At 45.8% G+C, this 17,961-nt stretch carries 13 protein-coding genes; 6 read left to right on the forward strand and 7 right to left on the reverse strand.

What is annotated here, in order from left to right; all coding sequences use genetic code 11:
• Positions 1–100: 100 nt before the first annotated feature.
• On the reverse strand, positions 101–2,290 hold the full coding sequence (locus tag MHM99_RS14880) for a M3 family metallopeptidase (protein ID WP_039225122.1): 2,190 nt from the start codon (positions 2,288–2,290) through the stop codon (positions 101–103).
• A 253-nt stretch (positions 2,291–2,543) separates the two neighbouring features.
• On the opposite strand from MHM99_RS14880, the gene MHM99_RS14885 reads away from it, so the two are divergent.
• Both MHM99_RS14885 and MHM99_RS14890 read left to right on the forward strand, forming a co-directional pair.
• Complete coding sequence (locus MHM99_RS14885) at positions 2,544–3,062, forward strand: YgjV family protein (RefSeq protein WP_049588563.1); 519 nt, start codon at positions 2,544–2,546, stop codon at positions 3,060–3,062.
• Positions 3,063–3,210: 148 nt separating this feature from the next.
• The gene (locus MHM99_RS14890; RefSeq protein WP_049588562.1) at positions 3,211–3,651 is read left to right on the forward strand and encodes a hypothetical protein; all 441 of its coding nucleotides are present in this window, start codon (positions 3,211–3,213) and stop codon (positions 3,649–3,651) included.
• Between the two features lie 111 nt (positions 3,652–3,762).
• On the opposite strand, the gene purU is transcribed toward MHM99_RS14890, so the two are convergent.
• Together purU and thpR are read right to left on the reverse strand one after the other, a co-directional pair.
• Positions 3,763–4,617: a formyltetrahydrofolate deformylase gene (purU, locus tag MHM99_RS14895; protein ID WP_049588561.1), complete on the reverse strand. Its 855-nt coding sequence runs from the start codon at positions 4,615–4,617 to the stop codon at positions 3,763–3,765.
• A 185-nt stretch (positions 4,618–4,802) separates the two neighbouring features.
• A complete protein-coding gene (gene thpR / locus MHM99_RS14900; protein WP_239220005.1) occupies positions 4,803–5,456 on the reverse strand; it encodes an RNA 2',3'-cyclic phosphodiesterase in 654 nt (217 codons plus the stop codon).
• Positions 5,457–5,612: 156 nt separating this feature from the next.
• On the opposite strand from thpR, the gene hrpB reads away from it, so the two are divergent.
• Together hrpB and MHM99_RS14910 are read left to right on the forward strand one after the other, a co-directional pair.
• The gene (hrpB, locus tag MHM99_RS14905; protein ID WP_343213285.1) at positions 5,613–8,309 is read left to right on the forward strand and encodes an ATP-dependent helicase HrpB; all 2,697 of its coding nucleotides are present in this window, start codon (positions 5,613–5,615) and stop codon (positions 8,307–8,309) included.
• A 194-nt stretch (positions 8,310–8,503) separates the two neighbouring features.
• Positions 8,504–9,316 (forward strand): DUF4198 domain-containing protein, encoded by an 813-nt coding sequence (locus MHM99_RS14910; protein ID WP_239220009.1) that lies wholly within the window; start codon positions 8,504–8,506, stop codon positions 9,314–9,316.
• An 88-nt stretch (positions 9,317–9,404) separates the two neighbouring features.
• On the opposite strand, the gene MHM99_RS14915 is transcribed toward MHM99_RS14910, so the two are convergent.
• On the reverse strand, positions 9,405–10,688 hold the full coding sequence (locus MHM99_RS14915; protein WP_156085821.1) for a lytic murein transglycosylase: 1,284 nt from the start codon (positions 10,686–10,688) through the stop codon (positions 9,405–9,407).
• A gap of 267 nt (positions 10,689–10,955) precedes the next feature.
• On the opposite strand from MHM99_RS14915, the gene mrcB reads away from it, so the two are divergent.
• Positions 10,956–13,307, forward strand: coding sequence for a penicillin-binding protein 1B (mrcB, locus tag MHM99_RS14920; RefSeq protein ID WP_239220011.1), 2,352 nt, complete (start codon positions 10,956–10,958; stop codon positions 13,305–13,307).
• A gap of 267 nt (positions 13,308–13,574) precedes the next feature.
• Here mrcB and MHM99_RS14925 read toward each other — a convergent pair whose 3' ends face one another.
• The 3 genes from MHM99_RS14925 to MHM99_RS14935 all read right to left on the reverse strand — a co-directional run bounded on the left by MHM99_RS14925 (position 13,575) and on the right by MHM99_RS14935 (position 17,011).
• Positions 13,575–13,859: a hypothetical protein gene (locus MHM99_RS14925; RefSeq protein ID WP_014975460.1), complete on the reverse strand. Its 285-nt coding sequence runs from the start codon at positions 13,857–13,859 to the stop codon at positions 13,575–13,577.
• A 372-nt stretch (positions 13,860–14,231) separates the two neighbouring features.
• Positions 14,232–15,155 (reverse strand): DUF808 domain-containing protein, encoded by a 924-nt coding sequence (locus MHM99_RS14930; protein WP_039225115.1) that lies wholly within the window; start codon positions 15,153–15,155, stop codon positions 14,232–14,234.
• A gap of 212 nt (positions 15,156–15,367) precedes the next feature.
• Positions 15,368–17,011: an endonuclease gene (locus tag MHM99_RS14935; protein ID WP_239220013.1), complete on the reverse strand. Its 1,644-nt coding sequence runs from the start codon at positions 17,009–17,011 to the stop codon at positions 15,368–15,370.
• A gap of 229 nt (positions 17,012–17,240) precedes the next feature.
• On the opposite strand from MHM99_RS14935, the gene MHM99_RS14940 reads away from it, so the two are divergent.
• Positions 17,241–17,960: an AraC family transcriptional regulator gene (locus MHM99_RS14940; protein ID WP_014975463.1), complete on the forward strand. Its 720-nt coding sequence runs from the start codon at positions 17,241–17,243 to the stop codon at positions 17,958–17,960.
• Position 17,961: the final 1 nt, after the last annotated feature.

Raw genomic sequence — 17,961 nt, forward strand, 5'->3', positions numbered from 1 at the left:
GCGTACTGAAGCTAAATATTTAATTAGCCACAGCTAGGGCCTGTTGCTCTTTGATGTACAGCGAATAACAACAGGACCTAGGAAGGGTAAGTGCGTTAACTTACTCTTTGCTTTCCTTAGGAATAGGGAAACCACGGTCACGCATCAATGCGTCTACCTTGGCGTCACGACCACGAAACTTGCGATATGCTTCAGCTGGATCCATTGCGTTACGTACGGCGAATAGATATTTCACTAAGCGATCGCCTACTTCTTTATCGTAGAAACCACCCGGTGCTTCCATAAAGGCTTCTGCTGCGTCAGCTGTAAGAACTTCTGCCCACATGTAGCCGTAATAGGCCGCAGCATAACCTTCACCCGAGAACACGTGACCGAAGTGAGGTGAACGGTGACGCATAACGATTTCTTCTGGCATACCAAGCTTCTTAAGCTCTTCACGCTCAAAAGTATCAGGGTCAATCTTGCTAGGATCGGTAGTATGATACTTCAGGTCCATAATGGCAGAAGCCATGTACTCAGTGGTTTTGAAGCCTTCATTAAAGGTTGAGGCCTTCTTAATCTTTTCAACTAGTTCTGCTGGAATTGGCTCGCCTGTTTCATGGTGAACCAGATAGTTGTTGATTACCTCATCGGTGGTCAACCAGCGCTCTAATAACTGAGACTGGAACTCAGTGTAATCGCGTACGCCAGAATGCGAAGACGGGTATTCTACGTCAGACGCTAAGAAGTGAAGGGCATGACCAAATTCATGGAAGTAGGTTTCAGCATCATCCCACGAAATAAGTGTAGCTTCGCCATCAGCACCTTTCACGAAGTTCGAGTTGTTTGAAGACAATACGGTCTTCTTACCATCGAACGTGGTGTAAGAGCGATACGTCGTTGCCCAAGCACCAGAGCGTTTACCTTGGCGTGAGAATGGGTCAAGGTACCAAAGACCGATATGCTCACCGCTGTCTTTGTCAGTTACTTCCCATACTTTCACGTCTTCGTGGAAAACGGGTACTTTGCCTTCTTCAACAGGTGTGAAGTTGAAGTTGAACAAGCGACCTGCAACGTAAAACATCGCTTCGCGCAGCTTATCAAGCTGTAAGTACTGCTTTACTTCGTTTGAATCTAGGTCGTACTTCGCTTGGCGCACTTTTTCTGCATAGAAGCGGTAGTCCCATGGCGCAATAGTAATGTCTGCACCTTCTTCATCGGCAATGGCCTGCATGTCGGCCACTTCTTCTTCAACGCGAGCAATAGCGGCAGGCCATACTTTCATCATCAGATCCATGGCGTTTTCTGGGTTCTTCGCCATACGATCTTCTAAACGCCACTGTGCGTAATTTTCGTAACCTAACAGCTCAACGCGCTCGTCTCGAAGAGTTAGGATGCGCTTGATAATGTCATTGTTATCAAACTCGTCGGCATTGTCACCGCGGTTGTAGTAGGTACGCCATACTTTTTCGCGAAGCTCACGATTGGTTGAGTAGGTCAAGAACGGGTCCATAGACGAACGCGTATTGGTGATCGCATATTTACCTTCTTCGCCGCGAGACTCTGCTGCCGCTTTAGCTGCCTTTACAAACGAAGCGGGTAGGCCGTCAAGCTGGTCTTCAGTAATATAAGTAACGTAGTTTTCTTCGTCTGCTAGTACGTTGTTAGAAAACTTGGTGTGCAGCGTAGCAAGTTCTTGGTTAATTTCAGCGTAGCGCTTTTTCGCTTCGCCATCTAACGTCGCACCGTTGCGTGCGAAGCTGTTGTAAGTCATCCATGTAATACGCTGTTCTTCTGGCGTGAGCGATTTCAGTTCATCAGACTCGTACACCGTTTTAACTCTTTCAAAGAGTTTTTCATTTTGCGTAATTTGAGTGAAGAAAGCTGACAGTTTTGGTGACATCTCGGCCTGAATTTCGCGGAATTCAGGGCTAGACTTGTTTGAGCTCCAAATGCCGTAATACGTGAATACGCGTCCAAGCTCTGCACCTGCACGCTCCATTTCAACAATGACGTTTTCAAACGTTGGTGGCGCTTCGTTATTTGCGATGGCTTCGATCTCTTTAAGATTCAGTTCCATGGCTTTTTCTAGCGCAGGCTTCAAATCTTCCAAATTCATTTTATCGAAAGCAGGCACACCGCCGTACGGGCCTTTAAACTCTTGAAGCAGCACGTTATCAAACTGTGCTTGTTGAGATGTCGCTGTATTTTGTACATCTGTGCTGGTGGTCTCAGGTGCTTTTTGTTCTGAACATGCACCGAGTGCAACCACAACCGCCATAGCGGTGAGTGATGATTTAAATTTACCCATGAGTTTTCCTGTCTGTTTTTATCTATACGTTTTATGACAAAAACCATCTTAAGATAATGTAAAAATAAGTTAAATGCTCTTTAACGTAATTCCTTGCAGCACAGCGGTTTGAAGAGAAATCGCGCTGATATGCAATTCGTCGAAATTGGTCAAATTTTGATTGGCTTTATGCTGGTTGGAAATTACACTGCGCGCGTTCTAAATAGCTGTCTTCCGCAGCTCGTAAACCACTGACTTTTTTACTGTGATCATCATGTTTGAATTACTTCTTCACGCGTTTCCCGTTGCATTCGCTTTGGCTTCCTTTTGGTCGAACACTGAACGTAAATTACTGCTAATGAATTTGGGGTTATGTATTGCTATTGGCTCACTTTTGGTTTTCGAGCAAGCGTGGGGAGGAGCTGTAGTAATTACGGTGGCGGGGCTGAGTACCAGTTATCGCTTAATAAAACAAAAACTTCTGTCTCCTGTGGCAACCTACATTACATTAATCTCTATGATGGCTATTGTGCTGACGGTGAATAACCTAACCGGTAAAACATCGTTAGTTGAAGCTATGCCGGTGTTAACTTTTATGGCATACCGGTTTGGTGAACTTCACTGTAAGGAAGCGGGTTTAAGGGTATGCATGATTATTGGCTCCATCAACTTCACTGCGTACGGAATAATTACGCAAACGTGGGGATTAGCCATTACTGAAGCCCTGTTTGCAGCCTCGAACCTGTGGTATTACATGAAGCTAAGACGTGCCATGCGTACCAGCCCTGTTTGAAGCATAAAATAGTTCATGTCAGACCGATAACTGCACTAACCTAATGACAAGAATGTGGACGTACTGAAACCGTTGCTTGTATTGAAACCATAGCCGCTTTGTGATTTATTGTGTCTTTAAAGGGAATCAAAATTTCACAGGGAAGACGATGCAACGCAAACCCATCGACAAGGCACTATTTCTTGGTGTTCCAGTGTTTCTACTGGCTCTTTTTATTTTAAATATCACTGCAGAAGGTGAAGTTAAACTCGCGGCTACCCTAGGCAGTGTAGGGCTATGTATAGGCTTTTTCTCTTATTTAAGAAGCAGGCGCTTCGGTAATAGATATCCCGTTGAAAAATTGATAGAAAAAGATGGTGATTTTGTGGTGTTTCATTTTTTACAGGGACTTGATCGCCAGCCCCTCAGGGTGAACGCCAATACTATCTATGCGCTTAATTTTTCTCACCATTACCTTGGAGTCATTTTGGAAAGCGGCAACGGTAAAGGGTTCGACTTTCACTATCCTCATAAGGAAGCCGTAATAAAAGCGAGACTTCAAGTGGTGCTAGGTGATGATGGATTTAACAACGTAAAAAAGAATGTCTAAATAAAGCGAAAAAAGTGTAAAGCAAAAAAAGTGTAGAGCGAAAAACAGTGTAAAGAGAAGCCCGAAAGTAATGTTTACTCGCGGGCTTTTTTAATTTATCACTGTAAAGACTTACGCAAACACCACGGTCTTATTTCTGTGAATAATCACGCGGTCTTCTAAGTGGTAGCGCACGCCATGAGCTAATGCCGTTACTTCACAATCTTTACCCTTACGCACCATATCAGCTGCACTGTCGCTGTGACTAATACGCTTAACGCTTTGCTCAATAATAGGGCCTTCATCTAAATCTTTAGTTACGTAGTGACAGGTTGCGCCGATTAGCTTTACGCCGCGATCATAGGCTTGCTGGTAAGGCTTAGCACCTGCAAAGCTCGGCAAGAAGCTGTGGTGAATGTTAATGGCTTTACCTTGCAACTCTTGGCAAAGCGTATCAGGTAAAATCTGCATAAAGCGGGCAAGTACGGTCAAATCAATTTTGTATTCTTGAAGTAAAGTCGTGATTTGCGCAAAAGCGGCTTCTTTCCCTAACGCTTTAAAGTCTACCCAATGGAAAGGGACTTTGTACCAGTCTGCAAACTGTTTCATTTGCGGGTGGTTGCCAATAATAACCGGAATATCACAGTGTAGTTCGCCTGTGTGCCAGCGGTGAAGCAGGTCAACTAAACAGTGAGACTCAAGGCTGGCAAGCAGAGCGACGCGCTGTTTTTTGCTGGAGTCGCTCAGCTTCCAGTTCATCTGATATTCGTTAGCAAGCGGGGCGAATTCTTTAACAAAGCTTTGATGATCTAACTTTAGCGAGTCGGTGCTAATTTCATGGCGCATGAAAAAGCGGCCGGTTTGTAAGTCAGTGTGATGGCTTGCTTCAACGATGGTAGCGTTATGGTCGGCCAAAAATTGCGACACGCTGGCAACGAGCCCAATTTGGTCTGGGCAGTCTATTACTAATCTAAATGTTTGTTGCATTTGGGCAGTTTGAATAAAAAAACAGGCTTTCTTTTTACCTGTGCCGCCATGCGTTGTAAAGGCGGCGCGCTACTTTAAACCAGCTTAAATTGCTATAACTCATAATCACATGAGGTCTTAAGCTCAAAAGGTGCGAGTCAAATGGACATCAATTTACCCAAGTCAGCACGGTATTGCGTTTGCCTTTACTCGTCGGTTATCCCTCGGCGCAGCTTTTCTCTTACCGACATATTGTGTTTTAACGGCCAAGACTGGCGGATAAGGTAGACTACCCCTTGCGGTGTAGAGACAGACTCAAAAAGGTGAAATGCCGAAACGTGAACGTCTACATTGGGGCTGTAAAGGGGAAGAGGCAAGCTCGACGTAGCCTTTCTAACAAGCGTAACGTGAGGCTTATATTCTCTACTTTCTACCTCTATTGCCGCCTTGCGGGCTGCTTTTCGCGACAATTTGGCGAGTTCACCTAGCGCCTTTGGCGCATCTGTCGGCGAAGCGAAGAGTATCTTAGGACCGTTCCATAATCCCGTCGCATCGAGGGTTAGAGAAAAGGGTTCGCTCACAAGCTGATCGAGTTCATACACCAACGCTTCGTGCTGCCGATGATTTATCTCACCTAAAAAGCTAAGCGTTATGTGGAAGTTCGCCGCCGGCACTGCGTACGGTTGCGCGGGCCCTTGGCTATTGGTGTGCTCGTAGCGCGCATTGGTAGACTTTCGAGAACGGGTATACTCGCTTTTTACCCATTGACGGGGCATAACTTCAGGCAATGCCTGTTGGCGCCAGCTATCTAGAGCAAGTTTTTCTGTGGCGCTAAGATCTAAACCAATAAAGCTTCGCATAGCTTTCCTCCTTCCAATTTGCCCTTTAGCTTGTACATCACGTTAATGTCCATATAAACCTAAGTTTATCATGGCGCTACCTGCGATTTCCAAAACAAGACGCAAGTATTGAGCTATTTGCCAAATCTAAAAAAATAGCAGTGAGGTTCGGGTGCATTGCTCAAATCAGGTACACTATACCCATCAACTTATAACACCTTTATGCCCTTTATGTTACAGCCGTTTTCTCACTTACCCGCTTATGAACTCGTTACGCCGCTTGAAGAAGCTGTAGCCGCTAGCAACGTCATCATAGGGGCTCCTCCGGGCGCGGGAAAGTCCACCGTACTTCCTTTGTCACTGCTGAAATCATCGCTTAAAGGAAAAATATTACTTATGCAGCCACGGCGCGTGGTGGTGAGAAACCTTGCGGACTATTTAGCTAAGCAATTAAATGAAAATGTGGGCGAAACGGTTGGCTATCGCATTAAAGGGGAGTCGAAAACATCGTCTGCCACTCGGCTTGAGATCATAACCGAAGGGGTGCTGACTCGCATGATTCAGCAAGACCCTGAGCTTGATGGAGTAGCCGCTATCGTCTTCGACGAATTTCATGAACGCAGTATTCACAGTGACTTCGGTTTGGCACTAGCGCTTGAAGTACAGTCTGGGCTTCGCGATGACTTACGATTAGTTGTAATGTCGGCTACCTTGGATGTAGCACCCCTTCAAATGTTGCTCAATGCGCATAGCGTGCCGCCAGTGGTAAACTTGAATACGCAAGGGCGCATGTTTCCCGTTGACATCCGCTACACACAAGATGTGCAGGCGCATGAGTTAGTACCCAAAACCTGCAATATCATAAAGCAGGCCGTAGGCGAACACGACGGTGATATTTTGGTTTTCCTTCCTGGGCGAGGAAGCATCAATGCTGTTGCCAAAGAAATAAAAGGGTTAGCTGAGAGTGCGGACATGGCCGTTCACATGCTCTATGGAGCGTTAAGTAAATCTGTGCAACAAGCCGCTATTACGCCAGACCCGCAAGGCAGACGAAAAGTCATATTATCTACCAATATTGCTGAAACGAGTCTTACCATTGAAGGCGTGACGGTGGTTATTGATAGCCTATGGGAAAACAGTGCTCAGTATCATCCGTCCAGTGACATAACTGCGCTTACCCAGCAGCGCATTTCGCAAGCATCCGCCATTCAAAGAGCGGGACGCGCGGGGCGTGTAATGGCCGGAACCTGCTATCGTTTGTGTAGCAAAAGCAGCTTCGAGCGTTTGGCCAAATACAATGCGGCGCAAATTGAAAAGGAAGACTTAAGTAGCTTTTTGCTTGATACCTTAGCCTGGGGCAGTAGCCCAGATACCTTGGCATTGTTGACGAAGCCTACACAAGCGCAGCAGCAGTTCGCACAACAAAAGCTTCAGCGGGTTAATGCTATCTCACAATCCAGCATTACTCCCTATGGAAGAGCGCTGGCCCAGTTACCCTGTCAGCCCCATTTAGCCCACTTATTGCTGACCGTTAAACAAGGGATTGATGGACTTAGTGCTGATGACAACGACGCGCTTCGCCACGCCGCACCTTTTGTTGTGGCCCTTAGCGAAAGTAATGTCAGTGTGGGCGGCGCAACAAATGTCATGGATGCGCTGCTAAACGCTAATAGCATCACGCGCAGTCAGCTTACACAGCAAGCTTCCCGTTATGCGCGCTACGTGCAAAATAATGATGGAAAAGCACAACGCTTTAAGCCTGATATTAACGAACTAGACGAGCAAGCACTTGGGCTTTGTATCGCTATCGCATTTCCTTTGCAGGTGGGCTATAGGCGCAGTGCGTCAGATAAATCGGCAGAGAGCTCGAATACAACAAATGGTAAGCCTAAGACCGGTATAGTCGAATACAAACTGGCAAGTGGCAAAGGTGCAGAGCTCACTGCTGCTGGTAGTGCGTCCATTTTTAATGAGAGCGAAAATGGCGATGGACCATGGCTGGCAGTGCTCGACGGGCAGCTGATAAAAAGCACGGTGACAATACGCTTGGCACAGTCAGTGCCTGAAAGCTGGTTGCGTTTAGCCTTTCCTGACGCGTTCAAAGAAAAGCGCAGCGTTATTCTTAACAGCGATACTGGGGTAATGGAAGCCAGAGTAAGTACGGGCTTTTATGAGATAACGTTAAATAGCACACCGGTTTCTGGACAGGAAAAAAGTCGTGAAAAAGCATTCTGGGATGATGCGTTATGCAACGCATGGTTCGCCTACCTTGATGCACTTCCTCTATCAAGCTGGCCGCTTTCTGACGCAGACTGGCAATGGTGGCGAAGAGTGGCAATGGCTGGCAAGCTCAATTTGCCACAAGACAGAGCCTTCGATGAACCCGATCCGTGGCCGTTGTCATTGAACGCTCTCGTGCACGAGGCCAAAGACAGTTTAGCGCCTGTCTTAAAAAACTGTAAAAACATCAAAAACCTTAAGCAGTTACCGTGGAAAACAGCCTTGAATAATGGTCTTTCTTGGCCTCAGCAAGATGCATTAGCCACACTCTTGCCAACTCACGTGACTATTCCAACCGGCAGAGAGGCTAGCCTGGATTATCGCGATAATGGAGATGTGGTGCTGTCGGTCAAAATGCCAGAGTTATATTCTCAAGGCACGCCATTAACGATAGCGGGTGGGCGAATTACCGTTGTATGTGAGCTGCTGTCGCCAGCAGGTAGGCCATTACAAACCACCAGTGATTTAGCCGCCTTTTGGCATGGCAGTTATAAGGAAATACAAAAAGAAATGAAGGGGCGCTATCCAAAGCACTTTTGGCCAGATGACCCCGCAAATGCATCGCCGACCAGCAAAACAAAAAAGCATATGTAGCGCGCTGATACGGCTACACGAACCATCGTTTTCAGGTGATTTTTGTTTATTTTAAACAAGAGTAGTATCTATACGCCATTTTCCTATATGCCAGTTTCGTACACAGTATGTTTTTTACGACAGTGGTCGTGCGCTGAAACTTGCGCTAAGTTGGAGTATGAAACCTCACTCTTATTTACAGGTTAAACTACGCAATGAAACTATCTTGTATTGCCACTGCTGCTTTTTTATTTGCTACTTCAATTAACGTTCAAGCTCACGATTTTTGGCTAGAACCCACAGCATATCGTTCTCAAGAACCGAATTCGCTGGCATTGCAGTTTAAAGTGGGTCATAAGGAAGATACCTCTCATTGGAACCTTGCATGGGATAGAATAGTCGCGTTGCGCACCTACTCTTTTGACGGTGTAACTGATATGGCTGCCAGTGTTGTACCTAAAACCTCAATGCTGCCGGGCATGGCAAAAACAACCAAGCTCCCATCCGGTACTCACGTCATAGGGTTTGAAAGCTATCACGCCACAAGCACATTAAAAGCGAAGAAGTTTAATCAGTATGCAAAAGAAGAAGGCTTAACTGAGGTATTGGCGCACCGCGAGGCAAGGGGACAAAACGATATTGCCGGCAAAGAGCTGTACTCTAGAAAGGCGAAAACCATTGTGCAAGTTGGCGATGCGGTAACGAACAACGTATTAAAACCCATTGGCCACACATTGGAAATAGTGCCTCTTGAACATCCTTACAAGCTTGCAGGAAACACGCTATCTGTTCAGGTATTATTTAAAGGTAAGCCTTTGAGTAACGCGCTTATCGATGCGTATTCCTTGGTTGATCACAGCGCTAAAGAGCAAGCGGTTAAAACGGATACTGAGGGCAAGGCGACATTTAAATTTGACGTCGAAGGACCTGTAATTCTGAATACAGTTTGGGGAGTCCCACTTACAAATAGCTCGGCTGCAGATTTCGAAACCTATTTTTCAAGCCTAACGTTTGAGTACTTTCAGTAACCAACAAAGTGAGTGGTTTACACCTTGTAGGCCACTGAAAATACCAAACAGTGAATGCGCGCCAGAAATGGCGCAACATATATCAAATTTAAGAAGTCGTCGTTTCAAGGTCGATATTAAGTGCAGCCATCACTTCAAGGCCTGGGAAACCATCTGCAATCATGTTGTTACTAATTTGGTAATTGCGAATGCCTTCGCGGGTGGCGGGGCCAATAATGCCGTCAGGCTTACCCACATCAAAGCCCAAATCATTCAGCTTGCTTTGAAGGGCAATAATATCTTTGCGATTGTACGCAGGTAGATCAGGTAACGTGGCTTTAATGCCAGACGCGCCAGCGATACGGTCGGCCAATACACCCACGGCAATGGCATAAAACTCTGAGTTGTTCCAGCGCATAATAACGCGGAAGTTTTTGTAGGCGATAAAGGCAGGGCCGTTGTGACCAGCTGGCACAATAACATAGGCGGTAGTATCGCCTTCGCCCAATTCAGAACCATCAGCTTTTTTCACGCCTTGGGCGTGCCATTCACTGAGAGATTTTCTATTTTTATAGCCTGACTCTTGATAGTCAAAGTTCTCCGGCAGTTGCACTTCACGACCCCAGCGGAAGCTGCGCTCCCAACCCAAGTTGGCAAGAAAGTTTGCCGCAGAAGACAACGCATCTTCTTCACTTGCCCACAAGTTTATTTGTCCGTCGCCATCGCCATCAATAGCGTAGTGGGTATAGGCCGAAGGCATAAATTGGGTGTGCCCCATGGCACCGGCCCACGAGCCAATCATGTCTTCTTTTTGCAGCTTCTCTCGCTCCATCAATTTCACAGCAACAAGAAACTCTTGGGTGAAGTAGGTGCTTCGTCGCTTATCACAAGCCAAAGTGGCAAGCGAGTCGAGTACCGGCATTTTGCCTTTATAAGAGCCAAAGTTTGTTTCTAGTCCCCAAAAAGCGAGCAGATAATGAGGAGGCACGCCGTATTTTTCACTTAGCTTATGCAAAAGTTTGTCGTGCTTTGCATACATCTCTTTACCTTTTTCGGTACGCCAGTCGGTAACGCGCTTGCTGAAGTACCCTGGAAAGGTTTGTACAAATTCTGGTTGGCTTCGGTCTAGCTCAATCACACGATCTTGGTGAACAAGACGAGGAAACACATCATCGATAGTCTGCTGGCTAACCCCTTCCTGCTTGGCTTTATCAGCAAGCGCTGCGGTGCAGCTAGCGAATTGTTCATTGGCTAGCGCTGAATTCATTGTCGCACCCGCGAGAAGCAGCGCCATAGACGTGCGAAGTGACGGTCGAAGAAATGAGGCGTAAGACTTGGCCCCTTTAGGCGAACGAGTAGAGAAAAAAGAAGACTTAAATGAAGCTAAGCGCATAGTACGGTTCCTGTGTTACTTGCCAGCATGCTATCGCATTGTGACCGTGAAACGCGAGTAAAATTCATTTTAGTCCTTCAACATATTAGCACCATGGGACGTTTCAGAAGTATACAAATTCGGAGTGTGCATATTTGGAAACAGTTGTTGAGAGGCGGCCCGAATGGTAATGTTGATACTATTAAAACTAACGTTTTAAAGGCGTTCGTTAAATCCATATCGCAATATGTGCGATGTCATCCTCAATGATCTTCATGGCGTTTTCACGTGGCAAAAAGACAGACAAAAGACAATCCATCTTCAAAAAGTAAAGCATCAAGCAATGGCAAAGGCTCGGCCAAGCGCTCGTGGTTTTTCAAACTGTTTTGGCGAGTCACTCTTATTGGTTTGGTTGTGCTTGGGGCGTATGCCTTCTACCTTGACGCCCAAATTAAGCATGCGTTCTCTGGAAATAAATGGGAAGTTCCCGCGCAGATCTTCGCCCGTCCGTTGGAAATCAGCAAAGGTGAAGAGATAACGCCCCAAGAAGTCATTGATGAGCTCAATTTGCTGGGCTACCGCAAGGTAACCTTTGCCGACAGTAGCGGTGAATATAGCTATCAAAATAAGGTGCTGACTGTACAGCGCCGCGCGTTTCAGTTTCCAGAAGGCGCAGAGCCTCTGCGTCATTTAGTGATCACGTGGGAAGGTGCACGTATTGGGGAAATTTATGACAAGTCGCAAGGCCGCCCGTATGGTTCTGCAAAGCTAGAACCCTGGTTAGTAACGCGCATGACAAGCGGGTCTCAAGAAGACCGTATGCTGGTAACGTTAGACACCATTCCTGAAATGTTGCCAAAAGCGCTAACCCTGGTGGAAGACCGCAATTTTTATAATCACCATGGCGTTGCGCCGCTTTCAATATTGCGGGCTCTAATGGCAAACATTGCAGCCGGACGAACGGTTCAAGGCGGCAGTACGCTAACGCAGCAGCTGGTTAAAAACATGTTTTTAACCCGTGAGCGCTCCATTGTGCGTAAGGCAAAAGAAGCCATTATGGCGGTGATCATTGATGCCCGTTACAGCAAATCAGAAATTATTGAAGCGTACTTAAACGAAGTGTTTTTGGGGCAAAATGGCGATATGGCCGTACATGGTTTTGGACTTGCCAGCTATTTCTATTTTGACCGACCAGCTAACGAGCTAAGTACGCCCGAAATAGCCACGTTGGTTGCTATTATTAAAGGCCCATCTTATTACAACCCACGCAAATATGCTGAGCGCACGAAAGAGCGTCGTGATTTAGTGTTGCGCATGCTGTTTGATGAAAATGAAATTAGTCGTCAAGACTACGAACGTTTTGTGAATATGCCGTTAGGGCTCGCCAGTGGGGCTAGCTTAGCAAGCGGTAAACACCCTGCTTTCATGGAGCAGGTTCGTCGGGAACTCAATGAAATTCTGGCTGAGCCTAGCTTAAGAGATTCGGGCGTAAAAGTGTTTACAACACTTGATATCGTAGCCCAGCGCCGCGCTGAAAGTGCATTGTCGGGTACGCTAGACGGTTTGCAAAAAGACAGGAAAGTGCCATTACAGGGTGCAATGGTAGTCACAGATAGTGCAAGTGGTGAAGTACGCGCTATCGTTGGCGGAAAAGACTTTGCGTTCAAAGGCTTTAACCGAGCACTAGACGCAAAACGCCCTATAGGCTCGTTGATTAAACCTGCGGTTTACTTAACCGCACTAGAAGATCCAACACAGTTTAACTTGGCAACGCCGCTTAAAGACGAACCCATTACCCTTGAAAGTCGAAATGGAAAAACGTGGTCGCCGCAAAACTACGATAAAGAGTTCAGAGGGCAGGTGCCATTACTTCAAGGGCTAGTCGAGTCTTTAAATATACCTACGGTTAATTTAGGCATGCAGATAGGGCTTGATGCGCTAGCCGATACGATAGAGCGATTAGGGATAACCACCCCCGTAGATAAAGTACCGTCGTTGACCCTTGGCGCTTTTGAATTGACCCCTTTTAGTACCAATCAAATGTATCAAACCCTATCAAATGATGGACGTTATATACCTCTTCATACGGTGACGTCTGTAGTTACGGCTGATAATGCACTGCTTTGGAAAAAGGCTGAATTTTTCGCTCAGCGCACCGATGAAGCGGCAACCTATCTGCTTAACTACGCCTTATACAAGGTAACCACAGAAGGTACTGCAAAGCGCATTGGCTGGAATTTTGGCAATGTGAATATGGCCGGCAAAACGGGCACCACAGATGATTATCGCGACAGCTGGTTTAGTGGCTTTGATAGAAATAACGTTGTTACAGTGTGGGTGGGTAACGACGATAACCAGCCGGTTAATTTAACCGGGGCAGGTGGAGCCTTACCCGTCTTCATAAACTACATGAAATCTCAGTCACCCAAGTCATTATCAAGGCGTTTCCCAAAAGGCTTAGGCATTGCACATTTTGACGCCAAGACCGGCGCGGTTGTGGTTGCAGGATGTGCTGGGAGTTTAAGCGTACCGGCTATTTTGGATGTGCTTCCTCCACCTCAACAAGATTGTTCAGGCCGTCCTGTAGACAAAGACAGCGACAAGGATGATAAAAGCTGGTGGGAACGGATATTCGGATAAAAAAACTCCAGTAAGAAGATAGAAAACACAATCACTTGGCTGGGATACAGTCCGTGCTTTCTATCTCCCTCTGGAGTAAAAGGCCTAGGGAAGGCAAATCTTTTAGCGGTAGTCGGTTAGGTTCCTATTTGTTTTTATTGCGTTTTCAGTGACCTTTCTGAAGGAATAGGCGCGCTGTTGAAAACACCAGCGCACTGACTACAAACGCAATAACCGGTCCGAGTACCACCATAAATAGGGTTGCGGCGGTTAACATGTGCATTCTCCTTATGCGTCGTTATCGTCTGAGCTGATAGGCTCAATCGGCGTAATAGTGATGTCAGCAACCAATGCATTTGCTTCTTCTACTTCTGGCTCAAACGTATGGCTTGCAGTTAACACGTCATAAGTCACGCCTAGGTCCAAGTTCTGCTTTACGTCATGCATGGCGCTTTCAACGATAAAATCTGTATGTGAAACAATGTTGTTCTGAGTGTCGTCAGCGAACGCTGATGCGCCCAATACGCTAGTTGCTAAAGTTAGTGCAGTGAAAGTTTTGCGACCGATAAACATAGTAATCTCCAAAAATTAAGTTAGACACTGCACTTGAACATACTGCGTGGCAGCTATCATGTTGCTAAAGGTTTCGATAATAAGTCGTTATCAATTAACAATTAGTTTATAGCGAGGGATGTGCCAACTCGTAAAAATAAGGTAAGTATATGAATTTAATGAATTTTAACTTTTAGTAAAAAATAAAGGTGGAATTGAGGAATTAAAGAAATACTAAAATTTAGCGAATTTAATGTAGAGGTGGTCAAAATGACTAACGCAAATTTTTTAACACTTGCGCAGCGACACTGGTGACCATGAGAAAGGTCAGAAATAGGGGCGCTAGTCTATAAAGAAGAGCAGCGCCGCCAATGTATAAAAGAGTGAATAGGTCTAGGACGCTTTACTTCTAAATTGTGAAACCATTGTCATTACTAGCGCAATGATCACACCAGCAGCAATACCAACAACACCATCAGCAAGTATAGACATAACCAGCGATGCGTCTGGGATAAGTGCGGTAAACCAGTCGGTAATAACGTGCAAAAAGCCAATGCTGTGTGTGAGGATGCCACCACCGACTAAAAACATAGCAACAGTGCCTACAACCGCAAGGGTTTTCATTAATGCGGGGGCGGCAACTAATAACGCTCTGCCAATAAATCGTTGAAGGGTGTTCATTGAACCTGTTAACGACTTGCGAAGCATGTAAAGCCCAACATCGTCCATTTTAACTAGTGCCGCTACCAGCCCATAAACGCCAAGGGTAATCGCTAAGCTTAGTGCTACTAGTACACCAATTTGCGTAGTAAGTGTTGCATCGGTCACTGTGCCTAATGCAATTACAATAATTTCAGCAGACAGTATAAAGTCTGTGCGTATAGCGCCTTTTATTTTATCTTTCTCAAAAGCTACCATATCCACATCTTCGTGGGTAAGCGCTTCTATTCTGGCTTCTCGTGTTTTTTCTTCATCTTCGTGGGGAAGATATTTGTGCAGTAGTTTTTCTGCACCTTCAAAACATAAATATAACCCGCCCAGTACCAAAAGGACGGTTATAAGTGAGGGCACAAAAGCACTGATGGCTAATGCCGCAGGAACCAATATTGCTTTATTAATAAGTGAGCCTTTTGCTACTGCCCATACAACAGGTAGCTCTCGGTCTGCTTTAACGCCTTGGACCTGGTCGGCGTTTACCGCTAAATCGTCGCCCAAGACGCCCGCTGTTTTTTGCGCAGCGACTTTCGACATGGTTGCGATGTCGTCCATTAACGTTGCTATATCATCAAGTAGGGCAAGTAAGTTAGCTGCGGCCACGTCGAATATCCTTTGTTATGTATTACAGTTAGAGTAATCCCCAGTAAATAGCAGCTTAGCGTACTTAAAACATGGGTGATATACAATCAGGAATAATGCCGATAAATCACAATTCGTTTTAGGCAATTTTCAGGGCTATCACCAACAGAAAAGGCGAACTCAGAGGAAGTGTGAGTTGAGAAGAGCACGCTCGTGCTCTTCTCATGTTGAAGTTAATTACCCCAAATGCTGTTTACCAGTTCTGGATGATCAACAAAAGGGTTTCGATTGTTCTGGAAATTGAAGGCAGCGTCATTCCTATCGATTTCCTTTTGGCTTACAGGGTCTTGAGAATGCCAGCTTAAAAGCAGAGTTAAGAACCAGCTTTCAAATACTTGATCACTCGTACCATTCAACACTGCGTCGCCATAGGTGCTATTCGTTTCCCAATTTGCAATGACGTTTTCATAACGTGTCGCCATGTAGAAATACGCTCTAGCGAAGTCACCTTTGAACTCGTCGATGGGCTCAAAAACGGTGCCTGTATAACCAGAAGCAGAAGAGCCCGCGCCCAGTTTGGAACCATTCGATGACGTATAAGTAGCACTTGCGACATCACCGTACGGATAGCTACTTCGGCGACCGTTAACGTAGCCGTCGGTTGCAAAAACGTGATGAACATCAGTATTCATCGGCGAGACTGCACCGCCAAACCAGCTGCGCGGGAAGGCGTGTTCGCGGTTATAGCAACTGCCTTCTCCACTATAGCTGCCACACTGGTCAGAACCAGCCGTGTAGCTGTAAGCGTCACTACCATTTGGGTTTTCTGAATACATGTCCAAAATGGAGCCGTCATTTTCATAGTAGCTGTCGCTTGTGTATGAAATATAGAATGTCCAAAGGTCGCCATAGCTTTGTGTATTATGATTTTTGATAATGTTGTAAAGCTCGGTTTTTAACGCATAGCCTGACAGACCGTTGGCACTTGCATAGTAACCAGTGAGTTCTGATGAACCACCACCACTGCCGCCGCCACTCGTTGTACCAACGCTAAAGCTGGTGCTTTCACTCGCGCCGAAAGAGCCGCCATTAGCAACAGACACGCCCTCTATTAGCAAGTTATAGCTGCCAGAGCCATAGGAGCAGCAAATTCCATCGCCATAGGCATCACTAATGGTAAAGGTATATTCTCCATCAGTAAGGCAAACCGCTTCAGTATAACTTTGGTTGCTAGCGTAGCTGCTGCCAGAGGCTTCAACTTGGTTGTTTGCGTTAGTTATTTGCCAACTGGTTTCGCTGCCGTAATTGTCGGTAGTTAAGTTCAAAACGCCTGAATGGCTAGCACACGTGCTTCCACCGCCGTTATTGCCACCTGACCCAAGCGTAGTCGGCTCGAATGCGTCTACATAGACGGTTTCTGACCCATCAAAGCCCGTCTGATCATAAAAGCGTAACCCCACCTCAATCTCTTTTGACGCTGTAGCGGAATAAGAGAAAGTAAGCTGTTGCCAGTTTCCAGTTAATGAGTTGTCAGAATAACCTTGATAACCGTCTACATATAGGCGTGCTTTTACAGCACCTTCAGTGTGATATAGCCTCACTGAAAATTCATAATTTTGACCGGCGGTTACATTGATTGTCTGACGGAAGTCAGTTGAACCTTGCGTTGTCGTATTGACGGTAACTGCAGCAGACTTGCTTCCCGAGAATGAGTAGGCCGAGTTTTCAGCTACACTAATGCCGGAGTCGATAGTTGACCATGAATTAGGTGCGCCAGACGTCCATGTTTCAAAGTCTCCATTGGAGACCTGACCCATGGCGATAGCGGGTAACAACGCACTTGCCAAGCCGACTATTTGACGTAAGTTTATATTCATTTATTTTCCGTTATTGTCTTTATTTTAAATGTATATTTATTCCTTAAACGTAGTATTCGACGCCTTCCTAGGCGTATCAAATATTGCACGTATTTGTGACAAAATGAATAAAAGTGCTTAATCTAACGGCAGAGAGTACTGAGTTAACGGCAAGGAAATAGATGCAAATAAGCGGTGAGGTTAGGCAAAAGATCAGTACTACCTATTATGGACTGTTGGGAGCAATAAAATGACTGACAGCCCAATTCCATCGCTATCCGTACGCTCATATACGAAGCAAACGTGCCGCCATAAACACAACTACTTTCAGTTAGTGCTGCCCATCAACGGACATATCTTGATAGAAATCGATAATTTTAGCGGGCGGGTAGGCGTAGGCGAAGGCGTATGCATAGCGCCGAATGAGGTCCATTATTTTAGCGCTAACGAACTGTCAAAATTTATTGTGGCGGACTTGGAGTATGTGCCAGTTAATTTAAATGACAGGTTGCACCCGATATTTCAGGTAACGTCCGCATTACAGGCGTTTTTATCGTTTGTAGAGATTCAAATTAGCCAGTTTGCTGACCAAGGCCATGAAGAAATACTGGCGCTATTTTTAACCTTGCTAGAAACATCCTTGAAAGGATGCAGCATGGATAAGCGAATGACTCCTGTATTAAGCCATATTCATCGCGACCTTGCCCGAGGCTTTACACAGGTGGAGTTAGCACGGATAGCCTGCATGGGAACAACGCAATTCAAAACACGCTTTAAAGAAGCCACCGGGCATAGTTTACGAGATTACCTTGTAAAAGTGAGGATGGAAAAGGCCAAAGCACTACTTAGAAATACCGATACACCAATGTTGGGTATAGCTCAGCTAACAGGGTATGAAGATGTTGCAGCATTCAGTCGCCGGTTCAAAGCGTATTTCGGGCGACCCCCTAAGTTTTTCAAAAGAAAGTGAC

The sequence above is a fragment of the Alteromonas sp. MmMcT2-2 genome (assembly GCF_022348305.1).
GTDB classification, from domain to species: Bacteria; Pseudomonadota; Gammaproteobacteria; order Enterobacterales; family Alteromonadaceae; genus Alteromonas; species Alteromonas macleodii.

Coding starts and splice junctions, on each gene's coding strand:
- MHM99_RS14925 (WP_014975460.1), bottom strand. CDS start 13,859: ATGTTTATCGGTCGCAAAACTTTCACTGCACTAACTTTAGCAACTAGC.
- MHM99_RS14935 (WP_239220013.1), bottom strand. CDS start 17,011: ATGAATATAAACTTACGTCAAATAGTCGGCTTGGCAAGTGCGTTGTTA.
- MHM99_RS14910 (WP_239220009.1), top strand. CDS start 8,504: ATGAAACTATCTTGTATTGCCACTGCTGCTTTTTTATTTGCTACTTCA.
- MHM99_RS14885 (WP_049588563.1), top strand. CDS start 2,544: ATGTTTGAATTACTTCTTCACGCGTTTCCCGTTGCATTCGCTTTGGCT.
- MHM99_RS14890 (WP_049588562.1), top strand. CDS start 3,211: ATGCAACGCAAACCCATCGACAAGGCACTATTTCTTGGTGTTCCAGTG.
- MHM99_RS14940 (WP_014975463.1), top strand. CDS start 17,241: ATGACTGACAGCCCAATTCCATCGCTATCCGTACGCTCATATACGAAG.
- MHM99_RS14915 (WP_156085821.1), bottom strand. CDS start 10,688: ATGCGCTTAGCTTCATTTAAGTCTTCTTTTTTCTCTACTCGTTCGCCT.
- MHM99_RS14880 (WP_039225122.1), bottom strand. CDS start 2,290: ATGGGTAAATTTAAATCATCACTCACCGCTATGGCGGTTGTGGTTGCA.
- purU (WP_049588561.1), bottom strand. CDS start 4,617: ATGCAACAAACATTTAGATTAGTAATAGACTGCCCAGACCAAATTGGG.
- thpR (WP_239220005.1), bottom strand. CDS start 5,456: ATGCGAAGCTTTATTGGTTTAGATCTTAGCGCCACAGAAAAACTTGCT.